Below are 24,080 nucleotides of genomic sequence, written 5' to 3'. Positions count from 1 at the left end.
TGACCTCAGACCTTCAGAGACGAGATGGTGGTGGACAGGAAGCCGGTCACGATGCCGGAGGCGGCGGGAATCATCAGCAGCTTCGAGCCCGCCGGGATGTTCTGGTCGCTGAGCTGATCGTGCAGGACGATGAAATGCGAAGTGGTGGAGGTGTTTCCGTACTTCTCGATGACCCGCAGATCCGGCGGCATCGGGGCGCCGAACTCGCGCTCGCAGATGGCGTTCATCCACGGGATCGCGGCCGCGCCGAACTGGTGATGGATGACGTAATCGAACTTCTCGTCGGCGAAGGTGCGCCCACGCGCCTGGAGGTAGTTGATCTGGCTGTCAGTGCCCAAAAGAAAGCGGTCTTCGTTGTGCATTTTGCGGTTATCGGTGTACAGCGCAACACCCTGGCTCTTGTCGCTCGGCATGCCGAGGCACAGCTCGGAGTACTCCGCTGCGGTCATCATCTCGATGTAGTGGATCTTGTCGTTGTCGTCGACCGCCTCGTCGAGCACGACCGCGGCGCCGGAGTCGCCCACCGACAGCGACGCGAACTGCAGATCGTATTTCTCGGAAATCTCGGCCACCGCGGTGTCGGCGATGGGAGTAATGGCCTCACCGCTCACCACCAGGCCGTTGCGCACCGCGCCGGAGCGGATCATCCGGTCGAGAATGTATGTGCCGGTGAGCATCCCGGCGCAGGCGTTCGACACGTCGAAGGTAATCGCGTTCTTCGCCCCGATAAGGCGGCTTATCGAACCGGCGAAGGACGGCTCCATGTAGATGCGGCTGCCGTGGTTGCTCCGGGTGATCGAGGTGGAGATGATCACGTCGAGCTCGGCTGCTTCGTATCGCGACCTGGACAAACAGTCTTCCGCCGCCTTCACGGCGATCGCGAAGGAGTCCTCGTAGCTGTCCGGGTTCGTGTCGTGCACCCGGCGCTCTTTGACGCCGGTGATTTTCTCGAGATCGAAAGACGGCGGTTCCTTCAACCGGGAGAGCAGCTCCTGGGTGGTAACGATATTCGAAGGCAGATAGGCGCCGATGGATTCGAATCGTGAATGCGACACGCGCGCTCCTGGAAATCGTGGAAAAGAAACGGTTCCGGATCGTCTCTGATCTTCGGTGCGACGGACACTACCCGACGGTAACTACGAATGCCTATGGCTCAAAAGTGGGGGCCGATCACTGTGCATAAGTACATGTTTCGTGAAGTATCACTAACTGGTGACCGACTGGCTAAGGAGCGATGGCGGGGTGGATTCGGGCCGAATAGTGCGGGTTGCCAAGGGTTTCCGGGGCTGGTACGGCGACGCGGAACGGGTCTGTGCATCGCGTCGGTGCCACAGATCGGCTAACAAGTGGCTACCCTCGTGTTCTGCTGGAACTATGGGTGGCGTGCCAGGGCGATGTGAGTGACTTCACTGCGAGTCGTACAGTTGAATACCCCGCTCGGCACACGCTAGGTCGTAAAAGACTCAACTATGTTGCGGCCGAACAGAACCCGCACAGGACAGCATTCGCGGTGATAAAGGGGTGCCCGAGGCGTGGGCGGAGGCACGCCGGAATACTGTCTGGGTCGTTAGGCTTGGCATTCCGCCGACTAGTCGAGGAGATAGCGATGACCACCGCTACTGAGCACGTCGATGTGCTCATTGTCGGAGCCGGACTGTCCGGCATCGGCGCGGCCTATCACTTGCAGCAGGCTTTCCCGCAGCGGACCTACGCGATCCTGGAGAGCCGCGACGCGATCGGCGGCACCTGGGATCTGTTCCGCTATCCCGGAATTCGTTCCGATTCCGACATGTACACCCTGGGCTACCGATTCAAGCCGTGGCTGGGCGACAAGTCGATCGCCGACGGAGATTCCATCCTCGACTACGTGCGCGACACCGCTGCGGAGAACGGCATCGACCGGCACATCCGCTTCGGGCATCGCGTGCTGCGCGCCGAATGGTCCTCGGTGGACAACCGCTGGACCGTGCAGGCCGAACGGACCGACAGTGGCGAGACCGTCGTGCTCACCGCCGGCTTCCTGTTGTCCTGCTCCGGTTATTACGACTACGACGCGGCCTACACCCCGGACTTCCCCGGCGTCGAGCGCTTCGCCGGACCTGTTGTGCACCCGCAGTTCTGGCCCGAAGACCTGGATTACGCGAACAAGAAGGTGGTGCTGATCGGCAGCGGCGCCACCGCGGTCACGCTGGGTCCCACGCTCACCGAGCAGGGCGCGCGCGTGACCATGTTGCAGCGCAGCCCGAGCTACATCGTCTCCCGGCCCGCCCGCGACGCCCTCGCGATGAAGCTGCGCCGCCGGCTGCCGCCACGCGCGGCCTACGCGCTGATCCGAGCCAAGAACGTGGCGCTGGCCACGACGGTTTACCAACTGAGCCAACGCTATCCGGCGTGGGTGCGCGAACGTATCCGCGGCTACCAGGAACGCTGGCTGCCGCCGGGCTACGACATCGACACGCACTTCACCCCGAGCTACAACCCGTGGGATCAGCGACTCTGCTTGGCTCCCAACAACGATTTCTTCCGCGCGATCCGCAAGGGCAAGTTGGACATCGTCACCGATCGGATCGAGACGTTCACCGAGACCGGCGTGCGGCTGGCCTCCGGTGCGACGCTGGACGCCGACCTCGTCGTCACCGCAACAGGATTGAATCTGCTCGCCTTCGGCGGTATCGACCTCGCGGTGGACGGGCGGCCGGTGACCCTGTCCGACAGCATGGCCTACAAGGCGATGATGCTGTCGGACGTGCCGAACTTCGCCTACATCATCGGCTACACCAACGCCTCGTGGACGTTGAAGGCTGATCTGGTGTCGGAGTACCTCGTTCGGTTGCTCCGGCACATGGACGCGCACGGTTACGCGCGTTGCACGCCGGTGCGTGACCCGTCGGTCGGTGCGGAATCGTTGTTCCTCAACTTCAATCCCGGATATGTGCAGCGGGCCGCGAGTCACTTCCCGATCCAGGGCGACCGCGCGCCGTGGCGATTACGGATGAACTATCTGCGCGACATGATCACGTTGCGGCACGGGTCGATCACTGACGACGCGCTGCTTTTCGAGCGGGCGGAGCGAACCGAGCCGGTGGCGGTGCGGGACTGAGTCGGTGGCGGTGCGGGCCCGAAGGTGGTGCGGGAGCGAGCAGGCGCTAGGCCTCGGTGATCACCGAAGACCGGGCCCGCGCAATCTGTTCCAGCACGGTCGCGGCGTGCTCATCGAATCGGGCACGGGAGACCGGGATCTCGCCGTCCAGCCAGGGCCGGTAGAGGTAGGCGAGGGCGCCGAAGATGGCGCTCGCGTTGAGTGCGTTGTCGTACTCGTCCGGTGCGGACCGAGAGTAGTCACCGGCGCCGATCGTCAAGGCGATCGGCGCCGTGAATAAGCCGATGAGTTCGTTCGCCCGCGGCATCAGCACCGGGGTGGCCTGCGATTCGACGAACATGATCCGGCCGCGCCTGCGATCTTCCACCAGATAGTCGGTGAATACGCCGACCAGGTGACGGAACATGGCGTCACGCTCGATCGGCGCCGTGGGTAGCGTGTCGAGTAGTCGGTCGCGGGCGCCGAGCACGACGGTGTCGAGCACGGTGGTGAGCAGCGCGTCCAGGTTCGGGAAGCTCTCGTAGAAGTAGCGTTCGGTCAGCCCGGCCTGCCTGCACACCCCGCGCATCGAGATCTCGGCGGCGCCGACGGTGCCCATCAGTTCGGTGCACGCCTCGATGAGCTGCTCACGGCGTCCGGCGACCCGATCGGCGGGTGACCGTCCGCGCCAGCGGCGCATGCCCGGGATCGACCCGTCGTCTTCGGCGACCATGGCACCATCCTCTCACGCCGCCTTGTAGACATCGGGTGATGTTGACAGCGGCTGATGTCAGCAATAGATTGCCAACATGCCGGGCTGCGGGTCCCAGGCTGTCGGGCTTCGCCGATCAGACACGAGGATGCGAGATGGGCTCCACCGTCTATGCCGATCAGGATGCGGCGCAGCTACTTTCGCGGCCACAGCCGGTGCGGCACACCGGATACGACTGCACGGTCGTCATCGATCGGATGGAGCAGGCGGCCGACGAGGTGGTCAGCGTGCTCCTGGTCGATGCGGAGGGCGGCATGCTGCCCGCGTGGACGCCCGGTGCGCATCTGGACGTGCTCCTGCCGTCGGGGCGCCGGCGGCAGTACTCGCTGACCGGCGATCCGGCCGATCGGCGGCAGTATCGAATTGCCGTGCGCTACCTCGCCGATGGTGGCGGCTCGCGCGAGATCCACGAGCGGTTGCGGGTCGGTGACCGGCTGCCGGTGTGCGGGCCGCGCAACGCCTTCCCGTTGATCGACGCACCGGAGTATCTGTTCGTCGCGGCCGGCATCGGGATCACGCCGATCCTGCCCATGGTCGCGGCGGCGGAGCGGGCCGGAACGCGTTGGCGGCTCAGGTATCTGGGCCGCTCGCGCTCGCGGATGCCGTTCCTGGGCGAGCTGGCGTTGCTGACCGGTGGCGACGTGATCGTCCGCCCGGACGACGAATTCGGCAGGCCGGATCCGCGCATGATCTTCGAGCAGACGCCCACCGGTGCTGCGGTATACGTCTGCGGCCCACCGCCGTTGGCCGAGGCGGCGCGCCAGGTGTTGTCGCTGCACGATCCGACGGCCTCGCTGCACATCGAGCGGTTCCGACCTGCGTATCGCGCGTGCGCGGTACCGAACTCGACCTAGACCTGTGAACTCGGCGATCAACGTCGCTCGCCGAGTTCGCGGGTCAGCTACCCGCTGACCCGCTAGAGCTGAACAACGCCGTCAGTCGCCGCGAACTATCCGGTATTCACGGCGCCGCCGGGAAGATACCCGGCAGCTGCAACGCATACTCGAGATCCGCGCGGGTGCCGAGCGTGGTCAGCAGCACGCGGATCATCGTGAGCCGCGCCGCGGCAACCGTTTCCGCGTCGGGCTCGGCCCCCGGCTCGGTGCCCGCGGAGATGCGGTAGACCACGTACTCGCAAACATGCAGGGCCGCATCGAGATCGAGCGGACTCGGTACGGGGCGGCCGAGCTCGGTGAACGTTTCGCGGACCAGTCTGCGGATATCGTCGAGTGCCCGTTCCCGATACGCCGATACCGGCGAGGCCGGATCGTGCAGCTCGGCGAACAGCGGCCGCAGCATCGCACCGTGGCCACCCGCCCAGTCGAGGTAGGCGTCGATCAGCCGGATGCCGAGCTCGGCGGGTTCGTCGGTGCCGGTCAGCGCCGCCCGAATGCCCTCGACCAGGCCGTCGTTCGAGGTGTTGAGCAGCACGTGCAGCGGCTCGGTCGCGTTGCCGAAGTAGCGGTAGAAGGTCGGCCGGGCCAGCCCGGCCTGCTCGATGATCTGCGCGACGCTCAGCCCGCGCGAGCCGTTGCGGGTGAACACCTCGGCGGTCGCGAGCACGATCCTGGCGCGGACCTCTTCGGCCTGCTCCCGCGTTTGCGGCGGCCGCCCGCGCCGCGTGGTCGCCTCGGTCATCGCAGCACTCCACAGACATGGTGCTGCTTCACAGCGAGCAGCCTGCCGTGTCTGTGTTCCATGACGAAGAGCTTGACACGAGGTGTGGCACGCCTATTAATCTAACACTAGTGTTCAGTTAAAGGCGGATGCGCGCACGGCTCGTCCACCGTCCTATCGAGAGGGCCGACAATGACGACCGCCCCCCAGCTCGCCGCGGCAGACGCGTTGCCATCGTCGCTGGTCCAGTCCCTGCTCGACGGTGCGACCGCGGGCGGTGCACCCTCGGTCGAGGTGTTCGCACCCGCCAGTGGGCAGAAGATCGCCGATTTGCCGCAGTCTTCGGTCGCCGATATCGACCGGGCGTTCGCGACGGCCCGCGCGGTGCAGCAGGAGTGGGCGCGCCGCCCGATCCGGGAGCGGGCCGCGGTGCTGCGCCGCTTCCACGACATCGTGCTCGCCGAGCAGGACACCATCCTCGACATCGTGCAGACCGAGACCGGTAAGTCCCGCGCGCACGCCTTCGACGAGGTCGGCGATGTCGCCGTCAACGCCAGGTACTACGCGCGGGTCGCCGCCAAACTGCTCGCCACCCGCAAGCCGCGCGGCGTGCTGCCGGTGCTCACCCAGGTGGACGTGCGGCACCGGCCCAAGGGTGTGGTCGCGGTGATCTCGCCGTGGAACTACCCCCTCGCGCTGGCCGCCTCCGACGCGCTGCCCGCCCTGGTCGCGGGCAATGCGGTGGTCGCGCGACCGGACAACCAGACCGCGCTCACCGCCCTGTGGGCGATCGACGCCGCCGAGCGGGCCGGCCTGCCGCGCGGGCTGTGGCAGGCGGTACTCGGGCGCGGCTCGGTGATCGGGCACGAGGTGATCGGGCGCGCGGACTACGTCGACTACACCGGTTCCAGCGCGACCGGCCGCACCATCGCCCAGCAGGCGGGGGAGCGGCTCATCGGGTACTCCCTCGAACTCGGCGGCAAGAACCCGTTGGTGGTGCTCGCCGACGCCGACGTATCCAGGGCCGCCAAGATCGCGATCCGCGCCTGCTTCGCCTCGGCGGGGCAGCTGTGCGAGTCGATGGAGCGAATCTATGTGCACGACAAGGTGTATGACCAGTTCGTTGCCGAATTCATCGAGCACGTCAAGGGTATCGAGCTCGGCGGTGGCCTGAACTACGACAGCGACATGGGTTCGCTCACCTTCCCGCGCCAATTGGCCACGGTCCGTGCGCATGTCGAGGACGCGGTGGCCAAGGGCGCCACGGTGCTGGCCGGCGGGCGGGCGCGACCCGATCTCGGTCCGTACTTCTACGAGCCGACGGTGCTGAGCGGCGTGCGGCCCGGCATGACGGTGTACCGCGAGGAGACCTTCGGTCCGGTCGTCTCGATCTACCGGGTCGGCAGCGACGACGAGGCGGTCGAGCAGGCCAACGACACCGCCTACGGTCTCAACGCCAGCGTCTGGACCAAGGACATCGCCCGTGGTCGCGAGGTCGCGGCGCGGATCAACGCCGGCTCGGTGAACGTCAACGAGGGCTTCATCGCGGCCTGGGGCAGCGCCGACGCGCCGTCCGGCGGCCTCGGGATCTCCGGCACCGGGCGCAGGCACGGCGCCGAGGGCCTGCTCAAATACATCGACACCCAGACCATCGCGGTGCAGCGGATGCTGCCGATCGCGCCGCTGCCCGGCATGTCCGAGGAGCTGTGGGCCAAGACCATGACCTTCTACTTCGGCCTGATGAAAACACTGCGCCAGAAGTAACTTTCAGCGACATCGACAGGGATAGGGACGGATGAAACTCGACACGGTTGCGGGCAAGAAGGTTCTCGTCACAGGCGCCGCGATGGGCCTCGGCAAGCTGTTCGCCGAGCGCGCTGTGCGCGAGGGCGCGGCCGCGGTGGTGCTGTGGGACATCAACGAGGTCGCGCTGAAGGAGACCGCCGCCGAGCTCACCGGTCTCGGCGGGACCATCCACCACTTCGTGGTCGACGTGTCCGCGCCCGCGGCCATCACCGAGGCGGCGGAGTCGGTGCGCGCCGAGGTCGGCACCATCGACATCCTGGTCAACAACGCGGGAATCGTCCGGGGCAACAACTACTTCTGGGAGACCGAGAACCGCGCCGACATCGAGAAGACGATGGCGATCAACGCGCACGCCCCCATGTACGTCACCCTCGAATTCCTGCCCGCCATGGTGGCCGGTTCGACGGAGGCCAGGGTGCTGACGATCGCCTCGTCGGCAGGTCTGGTCTCGAATCCGCGGATGAGCGTCTACGCGGCCTCCAAGTGGGCGGCGCTCGGCTGGTCCGACTCGGTGCGCATCGAACTGGAGCAGGCGGGCCACGACCACGTGAAGGTCACCACGGTCTGCCCGACCTACATCAACACCGGAATGTTCGACGGCGCAAAGGGTTTCCTGTTCACGCCGATCCTCGAGCAGGACGCGGTGGTCGACACCTCCTGGCGCGAGATGAAGAACGGCAACCCGCTGGTGATCCTGCCGTGGACCTCGCGACTCAACAAGGCGCTGTCGGGGATCCTGCCGATCAAGCTGCGCGACCTGTTCCTGAACTCCGTCGGCGTCTACCACTCGATGGACGAGTTCACCGGTCGTAAGAAGTAAGCGGCAGCCGTCAGCAATCGTCCAGTAACGCGATGTCCTCGGGCCGGGATGAAGTCAGCACACGCCCGGCCCAGAAGATCGGGCATCGATTCTTGGAGCAGACTATGCGGACCAAGCGCAGCTTGACCTCGATGACGCTCTGCCTGACGGTCAGCACGGTTGCCGCGACGGTGGTCGCCCTGGCAATCCCGGCGAACGCCGCGACCAATGACCCCCTGTTCGGCAAGCAGTGGGGTCTCACCCAGATCAAGGCCACCCAGGCGTGGTCGACCAGTACCGGCGCCGGGGTCGTGATCGCGATCGTCGACTCCGGCGTCGACCTGTACCACCCGGATCTGCAAGGCAAACTCGTCCCCGGTGCCACCTTCACCGGCTGTCCCGACGGGCAGCGGCCGTGTGGCAACGGCGACTGGAAGGGGCCGGACGGCGTCGGCTCGGCCATCGACGTGCACGGCACCCATGTGGCGGGGATCGCGGCCGCGGCGACCGGCAACGGCATCGGTATCGCCGGGGTCGCACCCGACGCGCAGATCATGCCGGTGAAGGTGGTCGAGAATATCGGCACCTATGAGGACATCGGCGAGGGCGTGCGCTGGGCGGTCGATCATGGCGCAGACGTCGTCAACCTGAGCTTGAGCGGGCTGCCCAACGACCAGCTGCTGGCAGTGGTGGGAATCGAAAAGCGGCTCTCCGATGCGATCGCCTACGCGGTGAGCAACGGTGTCGCGGTCGTGGCCGCGTCGGGCAACACCGCCCTTCCGCTGTGCCTGGATCCCGCGTTCACCCGCGACGTGCTCTGCGTGGTAGGCACCGACCGCCAGGAGCTCAAAGGCTGGTACTCACACTTCGGTCTCAAACCGGATCTGAAGATCGTCTCGGCACCGGGTGGTGCGGGCTTGATCAATTGCGATGACAACGTGTGGTCTACGGTCCCGCGCGGGACCGGTACAGGCACCTGCGGTCAGGGCGACTATGACGCGGTCGCCGGTACGTCGATGGCGAGCCCGCACGTCGCGGGCGTCGCAGCGCTGCTGGCCGCGCAGGGACGGAGCGTGCCGGATATCTACAGCGCCATCCTTCGCACCGCGCGTACGCCGTTCGTCCCCGGTCCGCCGCGCGGGGTCTACACCCCGTTGTACGGGTACGGCATCGTCGACGCCGCGGCAGCTGTCGCGGCATAGCGGAGCGTCGGTATCCGCAAGGGAACCCGGACGCTACGCCCCGTCGGCCGGTCGGGTTCCGATGACGACGGTGGCGTAGTGCTCCGCGGATTCGGCGATCCGCCCGGCAAGCCCATGCTCGGTGAGCACCGCGATCGCCGCGGGAGCCTGCTCCTCGCTGGACTCGACCAGCAGATGACCGCCGGGGGCGAGCCAGGATCGGGCGCCTTCGGCAACGCGGCGGAAGATATCCAGCCCGTCGGGCCCGCCGTCGAGGGCGGTGCGCGGTTCGTGATCGCGGGCCTCCGGCGGCATGTGCGCGATCATCTCGGACGGGACGTAAGGGGTGTTGGCGAGCAAGATGTCGATGCAGCCGAGGAGTTCTTCGGGCAGTGGTTCGAAGAGGTCACCCTGATAGACCGGCGCGCCGAGCGGGGTGAGGTTGCGGCGGGCGCAGTCGACCGCGATCGGGTCGATATCGGCGGCGGCCAGCGTCACGGCGGTGTGCTCGGCGGCCAGGAGGGTGGCCAGCGCCAGCCCCAAAGCGCCTGAGCCGCAACACAGATCGACCACGACCGAATGCCGGTGCCGCGATCGGGTCAAGCGGGCGGCCTCCTCCACCAGGAACGCGGTGCGCTGCCGCGGCACGAAAACACCCGGGGCGACCGCGATCCGCAGCCCGTGGAACTCGGCCCAGCCGAGCAGATACTCCAGCGGCGTGCCGTCGACCCGCCGCGCGACCAGGTCGTCGAGGTCCGCGCCGGTTTCCGCGGCGGCGGTGAGCAGGCGGGCCTCGTCCTCGGCGAAAACGCAGCCCGCCGCGCGTAAGGACGCGACCACTTCTTCCGTACTACCTGCTGCCATCACTGGGCCATCCTGCCGCGCCAGGACAGGGCGCAGCCAGCGAATTTCCCCGTGATCTCGCTCGCCCGCCGGGGGTCCGCACCGTCGTGCGGACCCCGGGCCCGGGCGTGCTCAGCGCGAAGTGGCCAATTCGAAGGTGCGCGTGGCGTCGAGATAGATGCCCCGCTGCGACTGCTTGGCCGGTGGTGGCAACTGGGAGACCAGCTGCTCCAGCGAGGTGGTCGCGCCGACCACGGTGGTGCCCGCCACGATGAAGTCGGCGACGGCGCGCCGGATGTGGTTGGGCGAGGTGACGACCACCGCGCTCGTCGCGCCGACATCGCGCAGCAACTTGGTGCTGAACAGGGCGTTCTGCACAGTGGACCCCGCGCGACCCTCCACGTGGATCCGGTTCGGGGGCACGCCGTGGCCGATCAGCCAGCCTGCCATCGCGTCCGCCTCGGTGATGCCGTTCTGCGGGTTGCCGCCGGTCACCACGATGGGGGACAGGGGCGAGGCGATCGATTGCAGCCAGGCCGCGGTCAACCGGTTCACCAGTTCGGGGCGCAGCGCGCCGTCCGGCAGCAGGCCGTAGCCGAGCACGACGATGCCGGTCTGCGGTCCGACCAACGCAGGCAACGGATTCGGCAAGGTGCCGACGGCCGCGCCGATGGCGTTGAGCACGTGGTTGGTGCCCGCCGCCTTGCCGGGGTCGACGGCGTTGAGCCGCGCCATCGCGTCGGCGAGTGCGGGCAGGTCACCCGCGTAGTGCGACCAGATGGCCTGCAGCGACAAGGCGTCGGCGTCGCCGGGGTCGGCGCCGATCAGGGCGCGCAGGTCGGCACGGCCCGCGACGTCGTTGCCGTCGGTGAAGTTGCGCTGGGCGGAGTTGTAGAGGTCGTCGGTCACGTCGGCCTGGGCCGGGGCGCCGGCCAGGCCGGTGAGGGTGATGGCCGCGAACAACGCTGCGGCTAGCTGTTTCGAGTGCCTCGAGATCTTCACTACAGTCGACACCTTTCCGCGAAAATGCTGTGTGATCGGCGAGCTGGACGATCGGCAAGAAACGGGTTGGGCACGTGCTGGCAGTTAGCCATGGGCAAGCAGGGATCACGATACGGCGGGGTGATCTGGAAATCGCGTATTAGCCGGGCGGATTCTGCGGCTTATTTCCGGCATCGGGACAAACCGGGCGAGCTGCGACACCGGACCTAGGCGCAGTGGCGGCGGGCCGCGCGGCCCCGGATAAGGTATGACAGCGTGGATACCGTTTCGCTGACCGGCAAGGAACTCGCCGCCGCCATCAACGCCGACACCAAGCAGCGCGCCGCCGCACGCACCGAGGCGGGCGCCGCGCCGCGCCTGGCCCTGATCGTGGCGACCGACGACCCGGCCAGCGCCTGGTACGTCAACTCGCTGCGTAAGGCCGCCGAGCGTCTCGGAATCGCCTGCGACACCGTGGATCTCGGCGCCGACGCGAGCGCGGACACGATCCGTGCTGAGCTCGCGGCGCGCAGCGCGGACAGCGCGACCGATGCGATCATGCTGCAGACACCGCTGCCCGCAGGTATCTCCCTCGACGACGTGAGCTCCGCGATCGCTGCGACCAAGGACGTCGACGGCGTGAGCCCGCTCTCGCTCGGCCTGCTCGCCTCCGGGCTGGACGGCTTCGTGCCCGCGACCGCCGAGGCGGTGGTCGAGTTGCTGAAGCAGCACGAGATCCCGCTCGAAGGTCGGCATGTCGCGGTCGTCGGCCGCTCGAACATCGTCGGCAAGCCGCTGGCCCAGCTGCTGCTCGCCGAGAACGCCACGGTCACCGTCTGCCACTCGCGGACCGCCGACCTGCCCGCGGTCACCTCGGCCGCCGACATCGTGGTCGCCGCGGCGGGGCGCATCGGCCTGGTCACCGGTAAGCACGTGCGCGAGGGCGCGGTCGTCATCGACGTCGGCACGAACGAGGCAGCCGACGGCGGCATCGTCGGCGATGTCGACGCGGAGTCGGTGCGCGGCAAAGCCGCCGCCCTCAGCCCGGTGCCCGGCGGCATCGGGCCCGTCACCACCGCGCTGCTCATGCGGCACGTCGTCGCCGCCGCGGAGAACGCGAGCAACTGACAGACCGCAGCAGCGCAGGCTTACGGCCGGTCCGGGAACTTCCCGGGCCGGCCGTCGCCGTTTTCTCGACACGTCAGAGAAAGTCTTGTGCGCCGCGTCACAGCATGAGTAGCATGCCACTCATCAAGTGAGACATGTTACTTATTGAGGTGGCATGCCATCACAGCTGACTCTGTGCTGTGGAGGAAAGAGATGGATCGTTCGATTCCCCGGGTCGAGGGGGACGTGCTGCAGGCGAACACAATCCGGAAGATCACCCGCCGGATCGTGCCGTTGCTGATGATCGGCTACATCGTGAGCTACATCGATCGGATCAACGTCAGCTTCGCCAAGTTCGGCATGGAGGAGACGTTCGGCATGACCGCGACCCAGTACGGGTTCGCAGCGGGCATCTTCTTCGTCGGTTATGTCCTGGCGGAGGTGCCGAGCAACATCATCATGAACAAGGTCGGCGCCCGGATCTGGCTCAGCAGAATCCTGGTGACCTGGGGCATCATCGCCACGCTGACGGCGTTCGCGACGAGTGTCGAGATGGTCTACGTGCTGCGCTTCCTGCTCGGCGTCGCGGAGGCGGGCTTCTTCCCCGGCATCCTGGTGTATCTCACCCGCTGGTACCCCAATGCCCAACGCGCCAAGGTGATCTCGACGGTGATGGTGGCCATCCCGGTGGCCAGTGTGCTGGGCAGTCCGCTCAACGGCTGGATACTCGACACCTTCGACGGCGCACTGGGTTTGGACGGCTGGCGCTGGGTGTTCATCGTCGGCGGCCTGCCCGCGGTGCTGCTCGGCGGCGTCTTCTTCGTCGCGCTCACCGAAACACCAAGGGAGGCAAAGTGGCTCAGCGAAGCCGAGCGGACCTGGCTGGTCGAGACACTGGCGGCCGAGAACGCCGAACGTGCGCGCACGGCACCCGCCGGTCATCTGGCGGCGCTGCGGAACAAGCGGGTGCTCGCGCTGTGCCTGGCCTACTTCCTGGTGCTGTGCGGTGCGTACCCGCTGGCCTACTGGATGCCGACGGTGGTCAGGGAGGTCGGTGACGGGCTGAGCAGTACCCAGATCGGCTGGTTGTCGGCGGTGCCGTTCCTGCTGGCCGCCATCGGGATGTACGTCACCGGCCGGCTGGTCCGGGCCGAGGGGTCGTCGCGGCCGGTGCTGGTCGCGCTGGGTATCTCGGTGGTCGCGTTCGCCATCACGGCGTTCGCGCTGGGGTCGCCGCTGCTGGCGTTCGCCGCGATCACGGTGGCCACGATGGCCGCGCAGACCGCGAAACCCCTGTTCTGGTCGGTGCCGACGGCCTATCTGGCGGGCGCGGGCGCGGCCAGCGGTATCGCGTTGATCAATTCGCTCGGCAACGCGGCCGGGTTCGTCAGCCCGTACGCGTTCGGCTGGATCAAGGACTTCTCCGGCGGGCGCACCGGTTTCGCCATCGCCGTGATGATCATGGCCAATGTCGGCGCATTGCTCGTGATCGGTGTGATCGCCGCGCGGTCCAGGCCACGTCGCGCCTCGTCGGTAGCGACTGTCTGAGCGACTATGCTGGGGAATCGCCCGGGGACGGTGTGCCACGGGCGATTTCCCGTTGCTCTCGGTCGTGAAGAGGTGCCTTGTCGCAGGATGCGGTAGACAGCAAGTCCGAGCAGATCGCTGCCGAGATCAGGGACGCGATCCGGCAGGGGCGGCTCGAGCGCGGCATCCTGTATTCGTCCCGTGAGCTGGGCGAGCGGTTCGGGGCCTCGCGGACGCCGGTGCGCGAAGCGCTGTTGAAGCTGGCCGATCTGGGCCTGGTCAAGATCGAACGCAATCGCGGCGCCAGGGTGCTCGGGCAGGACGGGCGCGGCATCGTCGACCTGTGCAGCCTGCGGGTGCTGCTGGAGCCGCCCGCCTGCCGCAGTGCCGCCGCCGTGATGACCAGCCGCGACGACGAAGCCATGCTCGCCGAGTATCGGATCATGGAACGCACCGCTGACGGCGGCGCCGAATACTTCGCCGCCGACGAGCGGTTGCACGAACTGATCCTGGAGGCCAGCGGTAATCGCAGGCTGGCCAAGGTGGTCAACGAGCTGCGGCAGACGCTGGCCCTGGACGGCAGGCACAGCGTGCCGCGGTATCAGACGGTGGACACCGCGCTGAAGGACCACTGGGACATCATCGATGCGCTGCGCAAGCGCGACGGTGTCGGTGCCGAGCGCGCGATGCGCAAACATCTGGTGCGCTCGGGTGATCTGCTCGTCGCACACAGCAGCGACGACAACCGCGGCCTGGTCGCGGAGTGGCGGCGGTGGGTCTCGGTGTCCGTTCCCGAGGGTGACCAAGTCATCTACTAGCAGTCCTGTTCCGAACCTGACCGGTGTCACGCCTAATTGAGTGTTGCATGCTACTCAAGGTGAGTAGTATGTTGCAGACACCAAAGAGGCTGCGTTCGAGCAGCCGGTCCGGCGAAGGGACATTCGGTGAATTCCAACTCGTATGCGACGTCCGTCGCCAGCGGCATCTGGGCGGCGGAGGTCGATCTGGTCGGTTATGTGCCATCGGTGAGCGTGGCACCCGTCATCACGGCGCTGGTCGATACCAGCGGGGGCGCCGCGGGCATCTCCGAGCGGGTGTTCCCGCTCTCCAGGGAAGAGGAGGCGGCCGGGCTGATCGGCGCGCTGCCGCTGACCGGCAAGCTCGGCGCTATCGTCATGCAGGACAACGGTTTCGGTAACGCGTTCACCGCGCTGACCACGTTCAACGTGGCCTACCACCTGCCCATGCTGATCGTGGCGAACACCCGCGGCGGGCTCGGTGAGTACAACTCGATGATTCACACGTTCAGCCAGCACGTGCCACGCGTGCTCGAGCAGTTCGGGATTCCGTTCTTCGAACTCGACCGGCGCAGTGGGCCTGCGGACTGGGCGGCGGTGGTCACCGAGGCGGGGGTGCACGCGCGCATGACATTTCGGCCGGTGGTGGTGCTCGCGCACTTCTGGGCGACCGACGGCAAGGCGGCCTGAACGTGAAACGTATTGATGCACTGCGGATTATCGCCGCACAGACCAGCGACCTGCCGGTGGTGGTGACCTGTGCCGCCTCGAGTAGAGAGCTGGCGGCGGTCGCGGATCGACCGAATCATCTGTATCTGCTCGACGCGATGGGGTTGGCGGGTTCCGTCGCGACCGGCATCGCGCTGGGTATCGCGGACACGGATGTAGCGAAGGTGGTGGCGATCGAGGGTGACGGATCGCTGCTGATGAACCCGAATGTGCTTGCCACCGGCGGCTTTCTGCGGCCGTCGAAGCTGGTGACGGTGTTGCTGGACAACGGGGTGTACGGCGCGACGGCCAATTTACCGACCTACGGTGCACGCATCGATTTAGGGGAGTTGGCCGCTGCGGCGGGTTGGACGGTGCGCCGCGCAGTCGATCCCGAGGAGCTGGCTGCACGATTGACCGAGGTGTTGAGTCTGGATGGCCCGGTTCTTCTGCATGTGCGCATCGCGGTAGGCAACGCCACCGATGTGCCGAAGCTGCTGCAAAATCCGGTGATTCTCGGGCGGCGCTTCCAGGATTGGCTGGCGTCGCGGTCGGCCGAGGAGGTGGTCCGGTGATCACCACGATCAATCCCGCCGACGGAAGTCCCCTCGAGGCCTACGCTTTCACCTCCGACCACCAGTTGTCCGCGCTGCTCGATCGGGCCGTCGCGGCCGCACGTCGCGCGGCCGACGAGCCGATCACCGACCGGGCCGATCGGCTGCGCCTGCTGGCCGCCCGATTGCGGGCCGACTCGCATACGTTCGCGCTACTGATCACCACCGAGATGGGTAAACCGATCGGTCAGGCCATCGCCGAGCTCGAGAAGTGCGCGTTCACCTGCGATTATTACGCCGATCACGTCGCCGAACTCCTTGCGCCGCAGGCGGTCGACGTGTTCCCCGACAGCGGGCAGATCCGAATCCGGCCGCTCGGCGTGCTTTTGGCGATCATGCCGTGGAACTACCCGTTCTGGCAGGTCTTTCGGTCCATGCTGCCCGCCATCGCGATCGGCAACACGGTGCTGCTCAAGCACGCCGACAACGTCACCGGCTGCGCGCTGGCCGTGCAGCGCCTGTTCGACGAGGTGTACGGCACAGGCGTGCTGACCAGCGTGGTGCTGCCGCCGGAGCGGATCGGTGCGCTCATCGATGATCCGCGCATCGCGGCGGTGGCGTTTACCGGCAGCAATCGGGTCGGCGCGATCGTCGGCGCCAGGGCCGGGCAGGCGGTCAAGAAGGTGGTGCTCGAGCTCGGCGGGTCCGATCCGTTCATCGTGCTGTCCGACGCCGAGGTGGCCGACGCGGCGGCGGCAGCGGTGCGCTCCCGGTTCCTCAATGCCGGGCAGAGCTGCATCGCCGCGAAGCGAATCATCGTGGAGCAGAACATTTTTCCCGAGTTCACCGCGGCGATGGTGGCCGAGCTCGGCAAGCTGGTGGTCGGCGATCCGACCCTGCCGGACACCGATATCGGCCCGATGGCCCGCGCCGACCTGCGGGACGAGTTGCGCAGGCAGTTGACCGCGACGGTGGCCGGCGGGGCCGAGGTACTGGTCGGCGGTGCGGGCGATACCGGGCCGGGCGCCTGGTTCACGCCGACCATCGTCGCGGTGCCCGACACGTATTCCGTTGCCTTCCAGGAGGAAACGTTCGGCCCGCTCGGTGCGGTGCTTTCGGTCAATTCGGCGGCCGCGGCGCTGGCCGCCGCCGAGGCCTCGGCGTACGGCCTCAGCTGCTCGATCTGGGGTCGTGACCTCGGCCGGGTCGAGCAGCTGGCGGCCAGGGTCGCGGCGGGATCGGTGTTCGTGAACCGGATCTCCGAATCCGACCCGCGCCTGCCCGTCGGCGGGGTCAAGGCCAGCGGGCACGGCCGGGAGCTGAGCACCTACGGCGCTACGGAATTCGCCAATATCCAGGCGGTACGCACCGCCCCATCCGCGAGGAGCACTCGATGACCATCACTCGAATCTCGGCCCGCGTCGTCGGCATTCCGGTCGACAAGCCGACTCGAATGTCCAACCGCGACTTGACCGATCGGCACTACGTGCTGGTGGAAGTCACCGACGACACCGGTGCGACCGGACTCGGCTACACCTACGCCGGGACCAGCGGCGGCACGCTGACCAAATGCGCGGTCGACGAGGTGCTCGCCCCGGTCTATCTGGGCGCCGACCACAATGACGTGCACGGACTGTGGGGCCGCGCGTATCAGGAGGCGCTGCTCGCCGGCCGTCGCGGCGCGGTGATCCGGGCACTGTCGGCCATCGATATCGCGCTGTGGGACCTGCGCGCGAAACGCGCCGGGCTACCGTTGGCCAGCCTGCTGGGCGGCGCGACGACTCCGCTGCCCGCCTACGCCTCCGGCGGCTACTACCGCCCCGACGAGGGCGAATGGACCGACGCCGTGCGCAAGGAGATCGAATTCAATGCGGGCCAAGGCTTTACCGATCACAAGATCAAGGTCGGCGGCCTGAGCGTGGCCGAGGACGCGCGCCGGGTCGCGGCCGCGATCGAGACGATCGGCGACACCGGTCGGCTCGCCCTCGACGCCAACAACGCCTACCGCTCCGTGCACGAAGCACGCACGGCCATCCAGGCTTTCGAGCGGGCGGCGGGGGACCGGGAGCTGTGGTGGTTCGAGGAACCGCTCGGACCGGACGCCATCGCCGGGCACGGCGAACTCGCCCGGCAGATCCGCACACCGGTCGCCACCGGCGAAATACACCAGACCCGTTGGGAATTCCGGCAGCTCATCGAGGCGGGCGCCGCGCCGATCCTGCAGGCCGACGCCGGAGTGGTCGGCGGCGTCACCGAGTGGCTGCGGGTCGCGCACGCCGCCGACGCCTTCGGCTTACAGATGGCGCCGCACTGGCATCACAACCTGCATGTCCACCTGTGCGGCGCGGTCGCCAACACGCTGGTCGTGGAGTACTTCGCGCTGGAGAAGGGCATCTACAACTTCGAACTGCTGCTCACGCCCGAGACGCGGCTGCGGTACGGGGCCAACCAGGTTCAGGTGCCGTCGCGGCCGGGGCTCGGTATCGAGCTCGACGAGGAAGTCGTCGCCAAGTACGAATTCGCCTGAGCGCCAGGCCTATTGGCCCGGGCTGATGGCGCTGATGAGGGTGCGCCCGCCCTCGGTGGTGGTGGTGACGAGCTGCGGGTTGTAGGTGACCGGCGGGCGTCCCGGCCGGTTCTCGGTCACCACCACCATGTACTGGCCCGCGAACGCGCCAGGGGTGATCGCGACGCAGTAGGTGGTGCCGGCGGGCACGCTGTCGATGCCCCGCTGGATGGCCGCCGCGGGCTCGACCGCCGCGTCCGGGGTGGTCGCGGCGCGGGCCTCCTCGCCGGAACGCGCGACGTAATACGCGTGCTGGAAGGCGAAGATCGCGCCGGGGCCGGAGTCGAAGTTGCCAGGATCGTTGCCCTTGATCCGGTTGCCGACTCGCTCGGCCGTGCACTGGGTGGCCGAGGAAGCGGCCGGCTCGCCGATCCGGGGTGGGTTGGTCGCGGCCGTGGGCGGTTCCGTGTCGCTGCCGCCGAAGAAGAACACGACGGCGGCGGCGGCCAGGGCGGCGACTCCGAGCACGCCGAGCAGTGGCGCCACCCAGCGGCGCGGCGAACGACTCCGCTTGGACCGATCGATCAGCCCACTGAACTCGTCTTCGAAATAATCGGGTTCGTAATCCGGTTCCGGTTCCTGCGCGGGCTGCCGGTCCACCCAATCGGAGTAAGTACCTTGGTACCGGTCATCCGGTGCGTACCGTTGTTCCGGCACACCAGGTTTCATCATTTGCGGCCCCCGCCCATAGTCGTATCCGGGCTGTGAGCCCATCTCCGGTCGATCCATCGCCCCACCTTCGTCAGGTCATATCGCCAGGTTATCCGCACCGTTCCCGAAATGCAGCAACGTGTAGACGCGTATGTCCAGCCGACTTCGCCGTCGCTCCGGGCAGAATACTGCCCGTTTGCTGCCCGAGGGGTACGGCCGGGTGGTATCCGGTCCGGATTGCGCTAGCAGGCGGCGGAATCGAGGGTGGCCAGCAGGTCTCGCAGGGTTTCGCGCTGGTCGGGGGTGAGGGTGGCGAACAGTTCCTCGGCGGCTTCGCGGCGGGCGTCGGCCATCCGGGCGAGGGTGGCCTGGCCGGACGGCGTCAGGGTGACCAGGGTGGCGCGGCGGTTGTCCGGGTCCGGGGCGCGGGTGACCAGGTCGCCGAGGGCGAGGGCGTCGACGACGGTGGTGGCCGAGCGGGGCACGATGCCGAGGCGGTCGGCCAGATCGGTCATCCGCAACGGTTCCCGCTGGTGACCGATGATGCGCAGGGCGCGAGCCTGAGCCGGGGTGAGGCCGAGCGGGGCGAGCTTGCCCACCTGGTTGCGGCGGATGCGTTTGGCCGCGCGCAGGAACAGTTCGGGCAGGTCGGTGTCGGCGGACTCCATGATTCTGAGCATAACTCATTGTTTCGGGAACAATTATGAGTCATGCTCAGTTTCACCACGTAGTTCCCTCGGAAGGAGGCGCCTTTGCCGCCACCACCTCAGCTTCGCCGGATCGTCCGGCTGTTCCGGCCCTACCAGGCCCGGCTGGCCCTAGTGGCCGCCCTCGTTTGTCTCTCCTCGGTCGTCGCACTCGCCTCGCCGTTCATGCTGCGCGCGGTGCTCGACGACGCGCTGCCGCACGGGCGCACCGGACTGCTCACCCTGCTCGCCGCGGGGATGGTCGCGGTCGCCGCGCTCACCAGTGTGTTCGGTGTGTTGCAGACGTATATGTCGACCACCGTCGGACAAGACGTCATGCACGACCTGCGGTCCGCGGTCTACGCGCAGCTGCAACGAATGCCGTTGTCCTTCTTCACCAAAACTCGCACCGGGGAGGTGCAGTCGCGCATCGCCAACGACATCGGCGGCATGCAGTCGACCGTCACCTCCACCGCGACGTCACTGGTCTCGAACTTCACCACGGTGGTCGCGGCGGTGATCGCGATGATCGTGCTCGACTGGCGGCTCACCATGGTGTCGCTGGTCATGCTGCCGTTCTTCGTCTGGATCAGTCGTCGGGTCGGCAGTGAACGCCGCAAGATCACCGGTCAGCGGCAGGAAAAGCTGGCGGGCATGTCGGCGATCGTGGAGGAGTCGCTGTCGGTCAGCGGCATCCTGCTCGGGCGCACGATGGGACGTTCGCCCGCGCTGGTCGACAGTTTCGCGCGGGAATCGCGCGGGCTGGTCGATCTGGAGATCCGCGCGAGCATGGCGGGGCGGTGGCGGCAGTCGACCATCACCATCGTCATGTCGGCGATGCCCGCGGTGATCTACTGGGCGGCGGGGCTCGCCGTCACCACCGGGAAGCCGCTGGTGTCGATCGGCACGCTCGTCGCGTTCACCACGCTGCAGACCACATTGCTGCGGCCGATGGTGCAGTTGTTGTCCACCGGGGTCGAGGTGCAGAGCTCGCTGGCGTTGTTCGGCAGGATCTTCGAGTATTTGGATCTGAAACCCGATATCGAGGAGCCTGTTCGGCCCGTCGCGCTCGGGAAGGTGAGCGGGGCGGTGCGGTTCGAGCATGTCGGGTTCTCGTATGGAGCGGGCAATCGAGATGTGCTGAGCGACATCGACATCACGGTTCCGGCCGGGTCGAGTTTGGCCATCGTCGGTGAAACAGGGTCTGGAAAGACCACTCTCGGTTACCTCGTGGCCCGGCTCTACGACGTCAGCTCTGGGCGGATCACCATCGATGGGAAAGACGTGCGGGACTTGGCTTTCGCTGATCTCGCCGCCGCGGTCGGTGTGGTTTCCCAGGAGACCTACCTGTTCCATGCGACGGTGGCTGACAATCTGCGCTTCGCCAAACCCGATGCGACAGAACAGGAACTGCACGACGCCGCGCGCGCCGCGCAGATCCACGAGCACATCATGAGCCTGCCCGACGGCTACGACACTCTGGTCGGCGAGCGCGGTTACCGGTTCTCCGGTGGGGAGAAGCAGCGACTCGCGGTCGCCCGCGCCGTGCTGCGCAACCCGCCGATCCTGGTGCTGGACGAGGCCACCAGTGCGCTCGATACCCGCACCGAGCTGGAGGTTCAGCAGGCCATCGACGCGCTGTCGGTCGACCGCACCACCATCACCATCGCGCACCGGTTGTCCACCATTCGCGATGCCGATCAGATCGTCGTGCTCGACCATGGGCGGGTGGTCGAACGTGGATCGCATGACGAGTTGATGGAGCTCGATGGTCGTTATGCGGCGTTGGTCTCCCGTGACGACGTGTTGAGTGTGGTGGCTTAGCGGGGTTCGACCTCAGCTCGGACGCAAATGCTCGATGAGGAAGGCGGTCTCGTCGGCGACCACCTTGTCGAAGTCGGGGGAGACGTAGATGTCGAAGTGGCCTGTCGGATACTCGTGCACTTCGACGTTCGGTCCGGCGGCTGCCGCGTAGCGCAGGGTTTGGCGGGCGGGGGCGACGGTGTCGTTCAGGCAGACACCGAGGAACACCGGGACCTCGACCTTGCGCAGGCTGCGGCCGGGGCGGTACAGGGGGAGGGTCAGGCCGAGCCGGGCTGCGGCGGCATTGGGGTGGGTGAAGTTCGGCGGCACCAGGCCGGTGTAGCCGGGGGCCGCGTCCGGTGCGTTCATGAACGCGGTCCGGCCCGGCTCGCCGGTCAGCGGCACGGTGACCGGCGGCCTGCGCAATGCCGCGGCGGCAAGATCCAAGCCTGCGCGCGCGGCGATGGCGAGCAATGGTCGGAACCCGACGGTGGTGGCCGAGGCGAGACCATCGGTGAACGGGCACTGCGAGACCACGGCGGCGACGCGCTTGTCTCGTGCCGCAACGCGCAATACGTGCCCACCGCTGAAAGATGTTCCGAACAAAGCGATTCGAGCCGGATCGATACCGTCGAGCGCGGCGGCGTAGTCGATCGCCGCCGACCAATCGGCGAGCTGGCGGCGAATACTCAACAGCTGCCGCGGTGCACCGTCGCTCCCGCCGAAATGCCGGTAGTCGAACACCACCGCCGCGAATCCGGCGGCCACGAAGCGCTCGGCGAAGGCATCGAGCCGCATCTCCTTGACGGCACCGAGCCCGTGCGCCATCACCACCACGGGAACCGCGCCACTCGCGTTCGCCGGCCGATACAACCACCCGCGAACCGTGCCGCCGTCCGACGGGAATTCGATATCCGAGCGTGGTGCGGTCGTCATCTGTCAACTCCTGCGAGGTCCGTTGAGTGAGACTATATGTCCCAGTCATCAGATCATGTCATGAGCGGCAGCCATCCGTGGGTTGGGTGATGACGGTCCACATAGGTCCTGAGCGTGGTGCGCTGCGCGTCGTTCAGCTTCGGCCAGGCGCGTTCCAGATCTGTCCGATCCTTGGGGCGGGCGTGTTTCACCTTGAAGATGAGGACCAGTTCGGGGTTCAGGTAGCGGATGCCGGCTGCGTCGACCCAGGTGACCTGGTCGAGCGGGGCGACCCACGAGTCGTCGCGCTTGTTGACCCACGCGCCGTCTCGATCGGGGGTGAGGAGTACGTCGAGCAACCAGGGCGACATGGCGTCCCGGCGGAGCCACACTTGCTCTGCGCTGTCCGGCATTTCGGGGAAGCGCTCGTCCAGCGGGCGGATTCCGTCCGGCCCGGCGGACCAGATGTGCAGGTATCCGTCGAGTGCCTTGCGTAGGGCGGGCAGATCGGTGCGGAACATCGCGACGTCGATATCGCTATGTACGCGTGGGGAATCGGTGAACGCATCGATGGCCCAGCCGCCGCAAACCCACCATGGTGCGGTGAACTCGCTCAGCATCGAAGCGACGGCTGTCGGGGTCACCAGCGCCCACGGCCCCCACAGTCGATGGAACTCGGCTTCCTCTGCGTCGCAAGGGGTTTGGCTGCGGAACTCGGGCATTGGTCGTGTCCTCCCACTCGTGACCGGCGCACCGCCGACGATATCTTGCCGGGGCGGTGCGCCGGTCGCGGGTGCGAGGCGTGTTTACCAGTGCAGGGTTACCGGGTCGCCGACGCTGATGGTGTGGTACACCCATTCGGCGTTTTCGGGGGCCAGGTTGATGCAGCCGTGGCTGACGTTCGCGTTGCCCTGATCGCCGACCGACCACGGGGCGGAGTGGATGTAAACGCCACCCCAGGTGAGACGTTCGGCCCATTCACCGTTGATGACATAGCCCTCGGGCGAGCTCAGCGGGATGCCGATGGTCCGGGAATCGAACACGACCGAGCGGGCCTTCTCCAGTACCGGGAAGGTACCCGACGGGGTCCGGAAGCCCGGCTTACCGTAGGAGGCGGGCATCGTCCGCGGTATGCCGCCGACGGTCAGCGTGAACGTGTGATCCGACATGTTGCCGTCACCGAAAACGCCTGCGTTGGTATTGAATTCGGTGCGGGTGTTACCGACGCCGACGGTGATGCGGGAGTTGGCGGGCAGGAACCCGGTGGGCGTCCATACCGCTTCCCGATCGTTGGTCCACGCGAAGGTGCCGCTCAGCGGCTGCGTCGCCCTGATGTCGACCGCGCGCTCTGCGGCGGCGCGGTCGGCGACTGCTGTGCCGAATCGAATGGTCACCGGATGCGCGACACCCACCACTTTGCCGTGCGACGGTCCAATGGATTCCACCGAATTGGTGTGCGGTGTCCCGGCCAGCGTTGCCGTCGCGGGCCCGGACGCGAACGCGCCCAGCGCAACGACCAAGATCGCTAAGAAAAGATGTTGTATTGCGTGCCTCATGGCTCCACCCCTTCGAGATGGTGTGGGTAGGCAGGTTTTCGGTCACCAAGACCGTTCTGGAGTCGTTACCGACCACCATTGCCTTCTCTATGCTGCCTACCCGCGCCATCCCCGAACAAACCAGACGAAACA

At 67.1% G+C, this 24,080-nt stretch carries 23 protein-coding genes; 13 read left to right on the top strand and 10 right to left on the bottom strand.

The features are described from left to right. Nucleotides 1-5: 5 nt before the first annotated feature. Nucleotides 6-1,055 (bottom strand): 3-oxoacyl-ACP synthase III family protein, encoded by a 1,050-nt coding sequence (locus DMB37_RS06225; protein ID WP_135231881.1) that lies wholly within the window; start codon nucleotides 1,053-1,055, stop codon nucleotides 6-8. Nucleotides 1,056-1,606: 551 nt separating this feature from the next. On the opposite strand from DMB37_RS06225, the gene DMB37_RS06220 reads away from it, so the two are divergent. Further along, entirely contained in the window at nucleotides 1,607-3,100 is a 1,494-nt protein-coding gene (locus tag DMB37_RS06220; protein WP_135231880.1) for an NAD(P)/FAD-dependent oxidoreductase, read from the top strand. Between the two features lie 46 nt (nucleotides 3,101-3,146). Here the strand turns inward: DMB37_RS06220 and DMB37_RS06215 are convergent, their stop codons facing one another. Further along, a complete protein-coding gene (locus DMB37_RS06215) occupies nucleotides 3,147-3,812 on the bottom strand; it encodes a TetR/AcrR family transcriptional regulator (protein ID WP_135231879.1) in 666 nt (221 codons plus the stop codon). Nucleotides 3,813-3,946: 134 nt separating this feature from the next. On the opposite strand from DMB37_RS06215, the gene DMB37_RS06210 reads away from it, so the two are divergent. Continuing rightward, nucleotides 3,947-4,705 carry a ferredoxin reductase gene (locus tag DMB37_RS06210; RefSeq protein WP_135231878.1) on the top strand — a complete coding sequence of 253 codons (759 nt, stop codon included), beginning with the start codon at nucleotides 3,947-3,949 and terminating at the stop codon, nucleotides 4,703-4,705. A gap of 106 nt (nucleotides 4,706-4,811) precedes the next feature. Here DMB37_RS06210 and DMB37_RS06205 read toward each other — a convergent pair whose 3' ends face one another. Then, entirely contained in the window at nucleotides 4,812-5,489 is a 678-nt protein-coding gene (locus DMB37_RS06205) for a TetR/AcrR family transcriptional regulator (protein ID WP_135231877.1), read from the bottom strand. A 171-nt stretch (nucleotides 5,490-5,660) separates the two neighbouring features. Between DMB37_RS06205 and DMB37_RS06200 the strand changes: the two genes are divergently transcribed. The 3 genes from DMB37_RS06200 to DMB37_RS06190 all read left to right on the top strand — a co-directional run bounded on the left by DMB37_RS06200 (nucleotide 5,661) and on the right by DMB37_RS06190 (nucleotide 9,275). After that, nucleotides 5,661-7,232, top strand: coding sequence for a succinic semialdehyde dehydrogenase (locus DMB37_RS06200; RefSeq protein WP_135231876.1), 1,572 nt, complete (start codon nucleotides 5,661-5,663; stop codon nucleotides 7,230-7,232). A 31-nt stretch (nucleotides 7,233-7,263) separates the two neighbouring features. Next, on the top strand, nucleotides 7,264-8,094 hold the full coding sequence (locus DMB37_RS06195) for an SDR family NAD(P)-dependent oxidoreductase (RefSeq protein ID WP_135231875.1): 831 nt from the start codon (nucleotides 7,264-7,266) through the stop codon (nucleotides 8,092-8,094). Between the two features lie 104 nt (nucleotides 8,095-8,198). Further along, nucleotides 8,199-9,275 (top strand): S8 family serine peptidase, encoded by a 1,077-nt coding sequence (locus tag DMB37_RS06190; RefSeq protein WP_135231874.1) that lies wholly within the window; start codon nucleotides 8,199-8,201, stop codon nucleotides 9,273-9,275. A 33-nt stretch (nucleotides 9,276-9,308) separates the two neighbouring features. Here DMB37_RS06190 and DMB37_RS06185 read toward each other — a convergent pair whose 3' ends face one another. Beyond that, a complete protein-coding gene (locus DMB37_RS06185) occupies nucleotides 9,309-10,118 on the bottom strand; it encodes a putative protein N(5)-glutamine methyltransferase (protein ID WP_135231873.1) in 810 nt (269 codons plus the stop codon). Nucleotides 10,119-10,229: 111 nt separating this feature from the next. Beyond that, a complete protein-coding gene (locus tag DMB37_RS06180; protein ID WP_135231872.1) occupies nucleotides 10,230-11,099 on the bottom strand; it encodes a YdcF family protein in 870 nt (289 codons plus the stop codon). 255 nt (nucleotides 11,100-11,354) lie between these two features. Between DMB37_RS06180 and DMB37_RS06175 the strand changes: the two genes are divergently transcribed. The 7 genes from DMB37_RS06175 to DMB37_RS06145 all read left to right on the top strand — a co-directional run bounded on the left by DMB37_RS06175 (nucleotide 11,355) and on the right by DMB37_RS06145 (nucleotide 18,298). Continuing rightward, on the top strand, nucleotides 11,355-12,206 hold the full coding sequence (locus DMB37_RS06175) for a bifunctional 5,10-methylenetetrahydrofolate dehydrogenase/5,10-methenyltetrahydrofolate cyclohydrolase (protein WP_135231871.1): 852 nt from the start codon (nucleotides 11,355-11,357) through the stop codon (nucleotides 12,204-12,206). Between the two features lie 192 nt (nucleotides 12,207-12,398). Further along, nucleotides 12,399-13,733, top strand: a complete 1,335-nt coding sequence (locus tag DMB37_RS06170) for an MFS transporter (RefSeq protein WP_135231870.1) — start codon at nucleotides 12,399-12,401, stop codon at nucleotides 13,731-13,733. Between the two features lie 77 nt (nucleotides 13,734-13,810). Next, nucleotides 13,811-14,530: a GntR family transcriptional regulator gene (locus DMB37_RS06165; protein WP_135231869.1), complete on the top strand. Its 720-nt coding sequence runs from the start codon at nucleotides 13,811-13,813 to the stop codon at nucleotides 14,528-14,530. A 126-nt stretch (nucleotides 14,531-14,656) separates the two neighbouring features. Beyond that, nucleotides 14,657-15,199: a thiamine pyrophosphate-binding protein gene (locus DMB37_RS06160; protein ID WP_135231868.1), complete on the top strand. Its 543-nt coding sequence runs from the start codon at nucleotides 14,657-14,659 to the stop codon at nucleotides 15,197-15,199. Nucleotides 15,200-15,201: 2 nt separating this feature from the next. Beyond that, complete coding sequence (locus DMB37_RS06155; RefSeq protein ID WP_135231867.1) at nucleotides 15,202-15,792, top strand: thiamine pyrophosphate-dependent enzyme; 591 nt, start codon at nucleotides 15,202-15,204, stop codon at nucleotides 15,790-15,792. Then, entirely contained in the window at nucleotides 15,789-17,168 is a 1,380-nt protein-coding gene (locus DMB37_RS06150) for an aldehyde dehydrogenase family protein (protein WP_135231866.1), read from the top strand. The genes DMB37_RS06155 and DMB37_RS06150 overlap by 4 nt, the downstream gene beginning before the upstream one ends. Next, nucleotides 17,165-18,298 (top strand): mandelate racemase/muconate lactonizing enzyme family protein, encoded by a 1,134-nt coding sequence (locus DMB37_RS06145; protein ID WP_135231865.1) that lies wholly within the window; start codon nucleotides 17,165-17,167, stop codon nucleotides 18,296-18,298. Before DMB37_RS06150 ends, DMB37_RS06145 begins: the two co-directional genes overlap by 4 nt. 9 nt (nucleotides 18,299-18,307) lie before the next feature. On the opposite strand, the gene DMB37_RS06140 is transcribed toward DMB37_RS06145, so the two are convergent. Both DMB37_RS06140 and DMB37_RS06135 read right to left on the bottom strand, forming a co-directional pair. Beyond that, nucleotides 18,308-19,066: a hypothetical protein gene (locus DMB37_RS06140; protein ID WP_135231864.1), complete on the bottom strand. Its 759-nt coding sequence runs from the start codon at nucleotides 19,064-19,066 to the stop codon at nucleotides 18,308-18,310. A gap of 164 nt (nucleotides 19,067-19,230) precedes the next feature. Further along, the gene (locus DMB37_RS06135) at nucleotides 19,231-19,656 is read right to left on the bottom strand and encodes a MarR family winged helix-turn-helix transcriptional regulator (protein WP_135231863.1); all 426 of its coding nucleotides are present in this window, start codon (nucleotides 19,654-19,656) and stop codon (nucleotides 19,231-19,233) included. An 84-nt stretch (nucleotides 19,657-19,740) separates the two neighbouring features. Between DMB37_RS06135 and DMB37_RS06130 the strand changes: the two genes are divergently transcribed. Further along, nucleotides 19,741-21,498 carry an ABC transporter ATP-binding protein gene (locus tag DMB37_RS06130; protein WP_135231862.1) on the top strand — a complete coding sequence of 586 codons (1,758 nt, stop codon included), beginning with the start codon at nucleotides 19,741-19,743 and terminating at the stop codon, nucleotides 21,496-21,498. 12 nt (nucleotides 21,499-21,510) lie between these two features. On the opposite strand, the gene DMB37_RS06125 is transcribed toward DMB37_RS06130, so the two are convergent. The 3 genes from DMB37_RS06125 to DMB37_RS06115 all read right to left on the bottom strand — a co-directional run bounded on the left by DMB37_RS06125 (nucleotide 21,511) and on the right by DMB37_RS06115 (nucleotide 23,948). Further along, a complete protein-coding gene (locus tag DMB37_RS06125) occupies nucleotides 21,511-22,413 on the bottom strand; it encodes an alpha/beta hydrolase (RefSeq protein WP_135231861.1) in 903 nt (300 codons plus the stop codon). Between the two features lie 53 nt (nucleotides 22,414-22,466). Continuing rightward, nucleotides 22,467-23,114, bottom strand: coding sequence for a hypothetical protein (locus DMB37_RS06120; protein ID WP_135231860.1), 648 nt, complete (start codon nucleotides 23,112-23,114; stop codon nucleotides 22,467-22,469). Nucleotides 23,115-23,198: 84 nt separating this feature from the next. Further along, nucleotides 23,199-23,948: a L,D-transpeptidase family protein gene (locus DMB37_RS06115; RefSeq protein ID WP_135231859.1), complete on the bottom strand. Its 750-nt coding sequence runs from the start codon at nucleotides 23,946-23,948 to the stop codon at nucleotides 23,199-23,201. Nucleotides 23,949-24,080 lie beyond the last annotated feature (132 nt).

The organism is Nocardia sp. CS682 (assembly GCF_004634405.1).
Lineage (GTDB): Bacteria > Actinomycetota > Actinomycetes > Mycobacteriales > Mycobacteriaceae > Nocardia > Nocardia ninae.
The sequence above is the reverse complement of the archived record's forward strand: the minus strand, read 5'-3'. Positions and strand labels throughout refer to the sequence as shown.

What these genes read in the sequence shown, in the direction of transcription:
- DMB37_RS06220 (WP_135231880.1), top strand. Translation starts at nt 1,607, where the DNA reads ATGACCACCGCTACTGAGCACGTCGATGTGCTCATTGTCGGAGCCGGA.
- DMB37_RS06215 (WP_135231879.1), bottom strand. Translation starts at nt 3,812, where the DNA reads ATGGTCGCCGAAGACGACGGGTCGATCCCGGGCATGCGCCGCTGGCGC.
- DMB37_RS06210 (WP_135231878.1), top strand. Translation starts at nt 3,947, where the DNA reads ATGGGCTCCACCGTCTATGCCGATCAGGATGCGGCGCAGCTACTTTCG.
- DMB37_RS06205 (WP_135231877.1), bottom strand. Translation starts at nt 5,489, where the DNA reads ATGACCGAGGCGACCACGCGGCGCGGGCGGCCGCCGCAAACGCGGGAG.
- DMB37_RS06200 (WP_135231876.1), top strand. Translation starts at nt 5,661, where the DNA reads ATGACGACCGCCCCCCAGCTCGCCGCGGCAGACGCGTTGCCATCGTCG.
- DMB37_RS06195 (WP_135231875.1), top strand. Translation starts at nt 7,264, where the DNA reads ATGAAACTCGACACGGTTGCGGGCAAGAAGGTTCTCGTCACAGGCGCC.
- DMB37_RS06190 (WP_135231874.1), top strand. Translation starts at nt 8,199, where the DNA reads ATGCGGACCAAGCGCAGCTTGACCTCGATGACGCTCTGCCTGACGGTC.
- DMB37_RS06185 (WP_135231873.1), bottom strand. Translation starts at nt 10,118, where the DNA reads ATGGCAGCAGGTAGTACGGAAGAAGTGGTCGCGTCCTTACGCGCGGCG.
- DMB37_RS06170 (WP_135231870.1), top strand. Translation starts at nt 12,399, where the DNA reads ATGGATCGTTCGATTCCCCGGGTCGAGGGGGACGTGCTGCAGGCGAAC.
- DMB37_RS06145 (WP_135231865.1), top strand. Translation starts at nt 17,165, where the DNA reads ATGACCATCACTCGAATCTCGGCCCGCGTCGTCGGCATTCCGGTCGAC.
- DMB37_RS06140 (WP_135231864.1), bottom strand. Translation starts at nt 19,066, where the DNA reads ATGGATCGACCGGAGATGGGCTCACAGCCCGGATACGACTATGGGCGG.
- DMB37_RS06135 (WP_135231863.1), bottom strand. Translation starts at nt 19,656, where the DNA reads ATGGAGTCCGCCGACACCGACCTGCCCGAACTGTTCCTGCGCGCGGCC.
- DMB37_RS06125 (WP_135231861.1), bottom strand. Translation starts at nt 22,413, where the DNA reads ATGACGACCGCACCACGCTCGGATATCGAATTCCCGTCGGACGGCGGC.
- DMB37_RS06120 (WP_135231860.1), bottom strand. Translation starts at nt 23,114, where the DNA reads ATGCCCGAGTTCCGCAGCCAAACCCCTTGCGACGCAGAGGAAGCCGAG.
- DMB37_RS06115 (WP_135231859.1), bottom strand. Translation starts at nt 23,948, where the DNA reads ATGAGGCACGCAATACAACATCTTTTCTTAGCGATCTTGGTCGTTGCG.